At 66.4% G+C, this 9436-nt stretch carries 10 protein-coding genes and 1 pseudogene; 6 read left to right on the top strand and 5 right to left on the bottom strand.

The annotated features are described in order from the left end of the window. Positions 1 to 755, bottom strand: a pseudogene (locus tag HF886_RS16400) (acetyl-CoA C-acyltransferase); the annotation flags it as partial. Positions 756 to 800: 45 nt separating this feature from the next. After that, positions 801 to 1946 (bottom strand): acyl-CoA dehydrogenase family protein, encoded by a 1146-nt coding sequence (locus HF886_RS16395; RefSeq protein ID WP_169622962.1) that lies wholly within the window; start codon positions 1944 to 1946, stop codon positions 801 to 803. 112 nt (positions 1947 to 2058) lie between these two features. On the opposite strand from HF886_RS16395, the gene HF886_RS16390 reads away from it, so the two are divergent. From HF886_RS16390 to HF886_RS16365, 6 genes are all read left to right on the top strand, one after another. Next, positions 2059 to 2661 (top strand): TetR/AcrR family transcriptional regulator, encoded by a 603-nt coding sequence (locus HF886_RS16390; protein ID WP_169622961.1) that lies wholly within the window; start codon positions 2059 to 2061, stop codon positions 2659 to 2661. Between the two features lie 134 nt (positions 2662 to 2795). Next, a complete protein-coding gene (locus tag HF886_RS16385; RefSeq protein WP_169652875.1) occupies positions 2796 to 4079 on the top strand; it encodes a hypothetical protein in 1284 nt (427 codons plus the stop codon). Next, positions 4076 to 4828 carry an ESX secretion-associated protein EspG gene (locus HF886_RS16380; RefSeq protein ID WP_169652874.1) on the top strand — a complete coding sequence of 251 codons (753 nt, stop codon included), beginning with the start codon at positions 4076 to 4078 and terminating at the stop codon, positions 4826 to 4828. The genes HF886_RS16385 and HF886_RS16380 overlap by 4 nt, the downstream gene beginning before the upstream one ends. Before the next feature lie 51 nt (positions 4829 to 4879). Then, on the top strand, positions 4880 to 5353 hold the full coding sequence (locus HF886_RS16375; RefSeq protein WP_169622958.1) for a DUF309 domain-containing protein: 474 nt from the start codon (positions 4880 to 4882) through the stop codon (positions 5351 to 5353). Next, positions 5353 to 5973, top strand: coding sequence for an LON peptidase substrate-binding domain-containing protein (locus HF886_RS16370; protein WP_169622957.1), 621 nt, complete (start codon positions 5353 to 5355; stop codon positions 5971 to 5973). Before HF886_RS16375 ends, HF886_RS16370 begins: the two co-directional genes overlap by 1 nt. A gap of 107 nt (positions 5974 to 6080) precedes the next feature. Continuing rightward, positions 6081 to 6449, top strand: a complete 369-nt coding sequence (locus HF886_RS16365) for a hypothetical protein (RefSeq protein WP_169652873.1) — start codon at positions 6081 to 6083, stop codon at positions 6447 to 6449. A 10-nt stretch (positions 6450 to 6459) separates the two neighbouring features. Here HF886_RS16365 and HF886_RS16360 read toward each other — a convergent pair whose 3' ends face one another. The 3 genes from HF886_RS16360 to HF886_RS16350 are packed head-to-tail and all read right to left on the bottom strand — an operon-like array spanning position 6460 to position 9343. Then, positions 6460 to 7083: an LUD domain-containing protein gene (locus HF886_RS16360; protein WP_169652872.1), complete on the bottom strand. Its 624-nt coding sequence runs from the start codon at positions 7081 to 7083 to the stop codon at positions 6460 to 6462. Continuing rightward, positions 7080 to 8567, bottom strand: a complete 1488-nt coding sequence (locus HF886_RS16355) for a lactate utilization protein B (RefSeq protein WP_169652883.1) — start codon at positions 8565 to 8567, stop codon at positions 7080 to 7082. Before HF886_RS16355 ends, HF886_RS16360 begins: the two co-directional genes overlap by 4 nt. Before the next feature lie 17 nt (positions 8568 to 8584). Further along, on the bottom strand, positions 8585 to 9343 hold the full coding sequence (locus HF886_RS16350) for a (Fe-S)-binding protein (protein ID WP_169652871.1): 759 nt from the start codon (positions 9341 to 9343) through the stop codon (positions 8585 to 8587). Positions 9344 to 9436: the final 93 nt, after the last annotated feature.

The raw sequence follows: 9436 nt of genomic DNA, 5'->3' as shown, positions 1-9436 counted from the left end.
GTGCCGTCCGGACGGAACACCGGCTCGAGCTGGCTGACCTTCTCGTACGTGGTGCCGGCGCGCGGGCCGTCGTCGGTCGAGACGACCGTGCCGTCGGGGAGTGTGAGCGGCGTGATTTCCTTCTCGAAGAACCCCGACTTGATGGCTTCCTCGGCCCGGTTGTGTGAGCGCACGCCCCACCGGTCCTGGTCTTCGCGGGAAATCCCCGTGTAGGACGCGACGTTCTCGGCGGTCTGACCCATCGCGATGTAGACGTCGGGCAGTGTTCCTTCGGACCGCGGATCCGTCCAGGCCGTACCGCCCTGGGCAAGAGTTTCGGTCCGCGCCTCTGCGTCCGCGAACAAGGGGTTCTTGGTGTTCGGCAGGCCGTCGGCGTTGCCGGTCACGAAGCTCGACACCGACTCCACACCGGCGGAGATGAACACGTCGCCCTCGCCGGCCTTGATCGCGTGCAGCGCCATGCGGGTGGTCTGCAGCGACGACGAGCAGTACCGGTTGACGGTCACGCCGGGAAGGAAGTCGTAGCCGAGCTGCACGGCGACCACGCGGGCGATGTTGAAGCCGGACTGGCCGGCGGGCTGGCCACAGCCGACCATCAGGTCGTCGATCTCCGCCGGATCCAGGTCCGGAATCTTCGCGAGTGCCGCGGCGACCATCTGCGTGGTCATGTCGTCGGGCCGGAGTGTCTTGAGAGACCCCTTCATCGCGCGCCCGATGGGCGAGCGTACTGCTGAGACGATCACTGCTTCGGGCATCGGAAGCTCCTTCGAGAGTTGTCGGTCGGGAATCGTCTGCCGGGACTACAGGCCGAGATCGCGGCCGATGAGTTCCTTCATGATTTCGTTGGTGCCGGCCCAGATCTTCGTCACACGGGCGTCCCGCCATGCCCGCGCGACACGGTATTCGTTCATGTACCCGTACCCACCGTGGATCTGAACACACGCGTCGAGGACCTCGGACTGGGTCTGCGCACTCCACCACTTGGCCTTCGCCGCGTCGACCGCGGTGAGCTTGCCGTCGGCGTGGGCCTCGACAGCCTGGTCGACGTACGCTTCGGCGACCTCGATCTTGGTCACCAGTTCGGCGAGCAGGAACTTGTTGTACTGCATGGTGCCGATGGCCTGACCGAATGCCTTGCGTTCCTTCGAGTACTCGAGAGTCTCCAGGAGAATGTGCTTGGCATGGTGCACGTTGTTGACGGCGGAGCCGAGGCGTTCCTGCGGCAGCAGTTTCATCATCGAGATGAAGCCCATGCCTTCTTCGCCGAGGAGATTCGCGCCCGGAACCCGGACGTCCTTGAAGAACAGTTCGGCGGTGTCGGCCTCGGGCTGTCCCACCTTGTCGAGCTTGCGGCCGTTCTCGAAGCCCTCCATACCGCGCTCGACGACGAGCAGCGAAATGCCCTTGGCGCCCTTCGTGGGGTCGGTGCGGGCGGCCACGACCACCAGGTCGCAGTTGTAACCGTTGGTGATGAATGTCTTGGCGCCGTTGAGGATCCAGTCGTCGCCGTCGCGGACAGCCGTGGTCTTGAGGTTGGCGAGGTCGGAGCCGCCGGAGGGCTCGGTCATGCCGATGGCACAGATGAGCTCGCCTGTCGCACAACGGGGCAGCCAGCGTTCGCGCTGCTCCTCGTTGCCGAGGTGCACGATGTACGGAACCGTGATGTCCGAGTGGATACCCATCGAGGACGACAGCGCCATGTTGGCACGCGCGAATTCCTCGGCGACGATCGCGTTGAAGCGGTAGTCACCGGCCTCCATGCCACCGAAGCGCTCCGGGATCTCGAGCCCCAGGAAGCCCGCCTTACCGGCTTCGAGCCAGATGTCGCGGGGAATCTCGTGGCGATCGATGAGTTCCTCTGCACGGGGCAGTACGAACCGATTGACGAACTCCCGGGCCGAGTCCCGGAAGGCCTCGTGATCGGGACCGTACAGGGTGCGTCGCATCCAAAGCTCCTAGAGTGAAATAAGCGAGTGCTTATTTTCTAAGCACTCGCTTATGATGAAGCGTTGTGGTGAGCCTGTCAACCACACGAGCAGGCAAGAACTGGAGTAAACCGTGACCACACCGAGCACCGGCGTCATCAGCACCTCGAAGGCAGCCGCGCGCCTCCGCGAGGCCGCAATCGAGGCGTTCGCGGAACACGGTTACGGAGGCACGACCACCCGGCAGATCGCCACCCGGCTGGAGATGAGTCCCGCCGCGATGTATCCGCACTACAAGTCGAAGGAAGAGCTTCTCTATGCCATCTCCTACGAGGGGCACGACCTCGCCCTGCGGGTAGCGCGGGACGCCGACATCCCCGGCGCCGACGCCGTCACGCGCCTCTCCTCCGTCATCGGCCGGTTCGCCGGATGGCAAGCCGAACATCACCGGCGCGCGCGAGTCATCCAGTACGAACTGAACGCCCTCGACCGCGACCACTACCGCATCATCACCGGGCTGCGCCGGCAGACGACCCAGGTCGTCAGGGACGTGGTCGACGCGGGGCTCGAGTCCGGTGAGTTCACCGTCCCCGACGCCGAAGGCGTCACCCTCGCGCTCATGTCGCTGTGCGTCGACATCTGCCGGTGGTATCCGTCCGGCCGCTACAGCGAGCCCGAGGCCATCAGCACCCTGTACGCCGATCTCGCACTGCGCCTGGTGGGTGCGGTGCGCTAGCATCTCGCCACCAACAGATCGGGGGGTCGTGGTGGGGGAACATCGAGTCGCGTCGCGTTCCGGCGGCGAAGGAGCCGTCACCGGTTCACAGCGCGCGTACGCGCTGACATTCGTCGGACAAGGGCGGTAGCTGCATGTCGGACGACACTCCGCTGGAAGAACTCCTCCAACCTCTTCTCGGCTCGGGTGTGCCCGGGTCGGTCACCAGGCGACAGGCCCGGCACGACGAACTCGCCGCGCGACTCGACGCGGGATTCGATCCCGAATACATCCGCGACTTCGAGAACTTCCACAGCATGGAGCATGCCGAGATCTATCGCATCGCCCAGACCATCAGCCCTATCGCGATGACCACACTGGCCGGTGAATGGGCCGAGCTGGGAAAGGGTTTCAGCCTTGCGGTCTCGCTCGGCACCGTGATGATCCGCGACCGGATCGCGCGGCACTGGGAAGGAGACGCAGCAACGGCGGCGGCCGAAGCCACCCGGCGTTTCGGCGAATCGGCTCAGCAACTGTGCGACGCAGCGCAGGCGGTCGCCCAGAAGTTGCACATCGCCGCGGATGTCGGGGAACGGGTCAAGTCGTCCGTTCCGCCGCCCACCGCCCGGATTCCGATGGCGTTCACCGCGCTCGATCCGGTGGCCGGGGCCGAGGCCGCACGACAAGCGGAAGCGATCCGGGTGCAGTCGGTGCATGTGATGGAATCGCTGTACAAGCCGTACTACCGGGATTCGGGTGCGGCGGTTCCGGTGCTCCCGCCGCCGTTTGTGGCGGCCACGGCGTCCGGCGGAGAGGTTGCCGGTGGCCGGCAATGGGGCGCCGCGAGCGAGTCCGGCCGAGATTCCGCGGGCGTGGATCCGACGGCGGGAGGGTTCGGCTCGAACCGCCGCGAAGACCTCGATTCCGCGACGTCCCGTACGGCCGACGGACCCCACGACAATTCGGAAGACCGTTCCGCGAAGCGCGAGAATGCGGCGCAGCCAAGCCCGTTCGAAGCTTCCGGCTCCGATCCGGCAACGACCACACCGGCCGGCACCTCGGGGCCGTCACCACTGCCCGGTCAGCCGTATGGTTCCGGGGCCTCCGGATCTCCCGCCGGCCTCGGAGCCTCCGGCGGCGCCGGCGGCGCAGGTGGCGGTGTCTCGTCACCCTGGGGTCAGGGGCTCGGCGCCGGTGCCCTCGGCGGAGCGGCACCTGCGGGAACCGACCGCTCGGCACCACAGGCAGCGGCCGGGTCACGCAACGGTGGCGCACGCCCGATGGGCATGTATCCCGGCATGATGCCGCCGAGTTCGGCGCAGGGTAACGACGACCAGCGCCGCGTCCCCGGTTACCTCGTCACCAACGACCACGGCAGCGAACTCATCGGCTCGATACCGGACACCGCGCCGCCCGTGCTGGGGGCGGACCCGACATGAGCCAACGCCTGACACCGGATCGGTTTCGGTCTCTGTGGACCGCCTCGGGAGACGACGACCTGCCGTTCCCCCTGCGGTACCGCTCCGCGGCCCGGTGGGAAGACGAACATATCGCCGACCTCCGCGCAGCCGAACGATGGCGGCAACAACTCGACGACCCTGTCCTCGAACGCGCGCTCCACATTCTGCGCGCGGGTGAGATCGCGATCGAGATCTATGCGAACTCGTCCCGTCCGGGCGAATCGCTGTTCCTCGCGGGTGCCGTCGCCGGAGAGGACGCCGTTCTGGCCCGGCAGCACGTGAACGCCGGAGACATCGAGGTCACGACCATGCCGATCGGCGGGCTTCCCAGGTCGATCGCCGCATTGCTGCCCACCGTTCCACCCGGCCGGATACCGGAGCACACCGCGCCGACACGCTCGCTCCTGGATCTGCCCGTCAACACCGCCGTGCGTCTCCCGCTCGGCGGTGGGGCGGCACCGGCCGTTCGCGACGTCCTGCTCCGACCCAGGACGGCGACCGGCAGCATCCGGTTTCTTCTCCGCTCCCCCGGCACAGGTCCTACCGGGGCGGGTGACGTGGGCTGGTTCGATGTCGCCGACGACGGCCGGTATCTGTTCGTCCAGGGTGCCGACACGCGCGTGGCTCCCGGCACGACCGAAGCGCTGCACACCGAGTTGTCGTCGCGTCTGGACGTCGCACGCGCCGCACCGCGAACACAGTTCCGCCGGCCGCTGCAACCGTACTGACCAGCCTTTGCGGCGATCCGCCGACGTCCACTGTCGTCTACCCTGAAGGCCATGACGGATCGGGACCGCACCCCCGACGGCCGACCGCAGAACGCACGTCCCCGTGACGCGCTCGGCCGTCCCCTGCCACCCGGCGAAGAGGGCGTCCCGCGCGTCCCCGACGACCTCGATCTCGACACCGAGGAGACCATTTCCGAAGGGCAGCGACTGCTCGATCAGGGGCATCCGTTCCACGCCCACGAAGTGTTCGAATCCATGTGGAAAAAGGCTCCGCCCGAAGAACGCCCGCTGTGGCAGGGTCTCGCTCAGCTCGCCGTGGGCCTGACCCACCTGCTGCGCGGCAACCCCCGAGGCGCCGCCTCGCTGCTACAACAGGGCAGGTCGCGTATCCGCCACTACGAGGACGCACCACCGTACGGCCTCGACATCGACGGATTGTCCGCGTGGGCAACTCATCTCCTGACCGAGATCGAACGCGGCGACCCCACCGACGAACCACCGATCCCGATGCTGAGGATGCCCTGATGCCGATTCTCCCCATGTTCCCTCTGGGTACCGCACTACTCCCCGGAGCCGGCCTACCGCTCCACGTCTTCGAGCCGCGTTACCAGCAACTCGTACGCGACTGCTCGACCGCGCCGGACGGCCCGCGTTTCGGCGTGGTGCTCATTGCACGGGGACACGAGGTCGGCGGCGGCGATCAGCGCAACGACGTGGGGACCGTCGCGAGAATCCTCCTCGACACCGAAATCGGCGGCGGACGGCACGTTCTGGAATGCGTTGCGGAAGAACGGATCCGCATCGATCACTGGCTCCCGGACGATCCGTATCCGCGCGCGGAGGTGGAACCGTGGCCCGATACCGACTCGGGGCCGGTCGACATGGCGCCGCTGATGGAGGCACTCGAGCGTCTTCACGATCTCCTCGACCGCCTGACCGACGGCAATGCTCCACCGCTGCCGTCCCCCACGGAGCTTCCCGACGATCCGGGCGCGCGGTTGTTCGCGATCGCGCGTCACATTCCCATGGGTGAGGCGGATCGGTATGCGGTGCTCGCGACACCCGGCCCGGCCGAGCGCGTGGAGGTGCTGACCGAATCGGTCGCGACCGCCATCGACCTGGCATCGTGGAAACTGCAGAACTGACACGCCACACCTGCCGACTATGTCCGGCGATCGACGCCGTGCACCACGGATCCCGGGGTACGGTCGTCGGACGGTTGTCCCGTCGACTCCATCGCCAGGAGAAGCCCGTGTCCGACGAAACCGATCTGTCCTATGAAACCGATCCTGATCCGGCACAAGCATTCCTCGACGAGATCGCAGTCGAGTATCGCAGTGATCCCGCGGTCGAGATGGGCACGATGTTCCGCAGCCCGGGCCTGCGCGTGGGAGGCAGAATCTTCGCGTTTCTCGGTGGGGACCAGCGCTTGATCGTCAAACTTCCCCGTTCCCGCGCTCTGGAAGCGGTCGACACCGGAACCGCCCACCACGTCACGATGGGAAGCCGGACCATGAAGGAGTGGGTTGCTTTCCCACTCGACGGAAACGACCTTGCCGGCACCTTGGACACCTGGCGGCACGCCGCCCGGGAAGCGCACAACTTCGTCGCCCGGATCTGACCTCCGCCGCTCAGCCGACGACGACCACCACGAGTGTCCGCGGACCGTGCACCCCTTCGACACGTTCGAGTTCGATGTCGCTGGTCGCGGAGGGCCCGCTGACGAGTGTGGTGGGCCGCTCGGGCACCAGCCTCGCCAGCGCCTCGGGCACACCGACTTCGAGGGTATCCAGTCCCACCAGGCACACGTGGAGGTCGGGCACCAGCGTGAGTGCTCGCCTACCCTGATCCGGGCTTCCGTCGAGGAAGATGGTGCCCGTTTCCGCACACGACACAGCCGATCCGGTGAGCACACCGTCGAGTTGCCCCAGGTCGGGAGCGGGCACTTCCGGAGAGTCGACGACGATCCGGCCATCGAATTCCGCGAGCCACGACCGGTCCAGTCCGGGCGGCACCCCGAGGCTCTGCACTCCGAGTTCGGTGAGAATCCCGGAGAGCGCACTCGCAAGTTCCGCGGAGGTGTGACGATGCACGGTCGCCTTGTAGTCACGCACCCTGTCGGCGAACATCTCGTAACGCTGGTCGTCGGGCAGTGTCCTTCCTGTCCGGTAGCGGCGGACAACCTCCACGGGAGGAGAGTCCGACAGCATCAGTGCATCTCGGATACGCCCCATGACAACGTCTTTCGAACTCATGACTGTTCCCCCGATTGTCTCGCCCGTTCGAGGGTGATCCGACGTTCTTCGGTGTCCCACCACTGACGGAACGTCTGTTTCGGAGGTGCGGCGATATCGCGGGCGTCGGTCCACCCGCTCAGCGGCCACGGCAGCGTCGTGATGCGACCCTTCCGTCCCGCGAGCAGTCGCGCGATGCCCGCGGCCTTCTGGGCTGCGGTCCATCGCGCGGCCGAAGACATCGCGAACGAGGCCGCCTTCATGGCCGCGGCTTCGGCACCCGGCCGCGCGTGCTCGGCTTTCTGGTGCCGCAATTCGACCAGCAGGGACGGAATGTCGATTCGGACCGGGCAGGCGTCGAAACAGGCGCCGCACAGGCTCGACGCGAACGGCAGGGTGGCATTGGGGTCGTGGGGTTCGTCCATGCCGGCCAGTTGCGGGGTGAGCACCGCACCGATCGGGCCGGGATACGTCGACCCGTAGGCGTGACCGCCGGTGCGTTCGTACACCGGGCACACGTTCAAGCATGCTGAGCAGCGGATGCAGCGCAGCGCCGCTCGTCCGACGGTGTCCGCAAGGGTTGCGGTGCGTCCGTTGTCGAGCAGGATCAGGTGGAACGTCTGTGGTCCGTCCCCGGGGGTGACACCGGTCCACATCGAGGTGTACGGGTTCATCCGTTCCCCCGTCGACGATCGCGGGAGCAATTGGAGGAACACCTCGAGATCACGGTAGGTGGGCAGAAGCTTCTCGATACCCATGACGGTGATGAGGGTCTGCGGCAATGTCAGGCACATTCGTCCGTTGCCTTCGGATTCGACCACCGCGAGTGTCCCGGTTTCGGCGATGCCGAAGTTCGCTCCCGAGACCGCGACCGGCACCGTCATGAACTTGTGCCGCAAGTATTTCCGGGATGCTTCGGCGAGATGTGCCGGGTTCGCGTCGAGATCGGGATCCACGCCGTCCATCTCGCTGAGGAAGATGCTGCGAATCTCGGACCGGTTGCGATGGATGGCGGGCACGAGAATGTGCGACGGTGTGTCGTGGCCGAGTTGGACGATGAGTTCGGCGAGGTCGGTCTCGTGCGCGGTGATGCCCTCGGACTCGAGATGTTCGTTGAGACCGATCTCCTGGGTGGCCATGGACTTCACCTTGATGACTTCGTCCGCCCCCGCTTCCCGAACCAGTTGTGTCACCAGTGCATTGGCCTCGTCGGCATCTGCGGCCCAATGCACCACACCGCCCCGTGCGACGACGGCTGCTTCGAACTGCTCGAGCAACTCGGGTAGTCGCGCGAGCACGTCGTTCTTGATTCCCTCTCCGGCGACCCGGAGGTCTTCCCAGTCCGGTAATTCTTCGGTGACCGCAAGTCGCTTGCCGCGGATCGTGTGCGTCGCTTTACCGATATTGCGCCGCAGTTGCGCGTCGGCGAGTTCGTGTCGTGCTGCGGCAGGGAAGGTTTCGGTTCCGCGCACGTTTCCGGTGCCGCGCGGCGGGATCGGCGGCATCCCCAGCGAGGCCGCGGTCACGAGCCCACCACCGGAGCGGGTTCGCGGACGGACGCGAGAATCTCGGCGAGATGCAGGGTGCGTGTCCCCATCCGCAGACGCGACATTCCCCCGCCGATGTGCATGAGGCACGACGAATCTCCGGCCGTGCAGACCTCGGCACCCGTCGAGGCCACATTTCTGATCTTGTCGCCGAGCATCGCGGTGGACGTCTCCGCATTCTTGATCGCGAACGTTCCACCGAACCCGCAACACACGTCGGCTTCGGGAAGTTCGACGAGGTCGATGTCGTGTACCCGGCGCAGCAACCGGAGCGGCTTGTCTCCCACCCTGATCATCCGCAACGAGTGGCAGGTCGGGTGGTAGGTGACACGGTGGGGGAACGACGCACCGACGTCGGTCACCCCCAGCACGTCGACGAGCAGTTCCGACAACTCGTACGTCTTGGCCTTCACCACCTCCACCCGTCCGCGGAGCGCGGGGGTTCCATAGCGGTCGGCCACGATGTGGTGCTGGTGACGGATCGACCCTGTGCACGATCCGGACGGCACCACGACCGCGTCGATCGCGGTGTCGCCGAACTCCTCCGCGAAGTTCTCCACGAGCGGCAGCGCGTCCGGCTGGTATCCGGTGTTGATGTGCATCTGGCCGCAGCAGGTCTGTCCGGGCGGGAACACCACCTCGTGTCCGAGTCTCGTGAGCAGGACAGCGGTGGCCTCGAGCGCGGACGGGAAGAGGGTGTCGCCGAGACATGTGCCGAACAGCGCGATCCGCATCGAGTTCTCCGCATCAATCTGTGGTCCGTCCCACACTATCGCCGGCGGCGGGAACCCTGGTGAAATCGTCTCCGAAAGTCGTGTATCGTTGGT

It is taken from the genome of Rhodococcus sp. 105337, from assembly GCF_012844225.1.
Classification (GTDB): Bacteria; Actinomycetota; Actinomycetes; order Mycobacteriales; family Mycobacteriaceae; genus Rhodococcus.
Note: the sequence above shows the minus strand (reverse complement) of the source record. Positions and strands in the feature narration are given on the sequence as shown.

Excerpts from the sequence above, each read along its gene's own strand:
- HF886_RS16395 (WP_169622962.1), bottom strand. The coding sequence starts at position 1,946 with ATGCGACGCACCCTGTACGGTCCCGATCACGAGGCCTTCCGGGACTCG.
- HF886_RS16385 (WP_169652875.1), top strand. The coding sequence starts at position 2,796 with ATGTCGGACGACACTCCGCTGGAAGAACTCCTCCAACCTCTTCTCGGC.
- HF886_RS16380 (WP_169652874.1), top strand. The coding sequence starts at position 4,076 with ATGAGCCAACGCCTGACACCGGATCGGTTTCGGTCTCTGTGGACCGCC.
- HF886_RS16375 (WP_169622958.1), top strand. The coding sequence starts at position 4,880 with ATGACGGATCGGGACCGCACCCCCGACGGCCGACCGCAGAACGCACGT.
- HF886_RS16370 (WP_169622957.1), top strand. The coding sequence starts at position 5,353 with ATGCCGATTCTCCCCATGTTCCCTCTGGGTACCGCACTACTCCCCGGA.
- HF886_RS16360 (WP_169652872.1), bottom strand. The coding sequence starts at position 7,083 with ATGAGTTCGAAAGACGTTGTCATGGGGCGTATCCGAGATGCACTGATG.
- HF886_RS16355 (WP_169652883.1), bottom strand. The coding sequence starts at position 8,567 with ATGCCGCCGATCCCGCCGCGCGGCACCGGAAACGTGCGCGGAACCGAA.
- HF886_RS16350 (WP_169652871.1), bottom strand. The coding sequence starts at position 9,343 with ATGCGGATCGCGCTGTTCGGCACATGTCTCGGCGACACCCTCTTCCCG.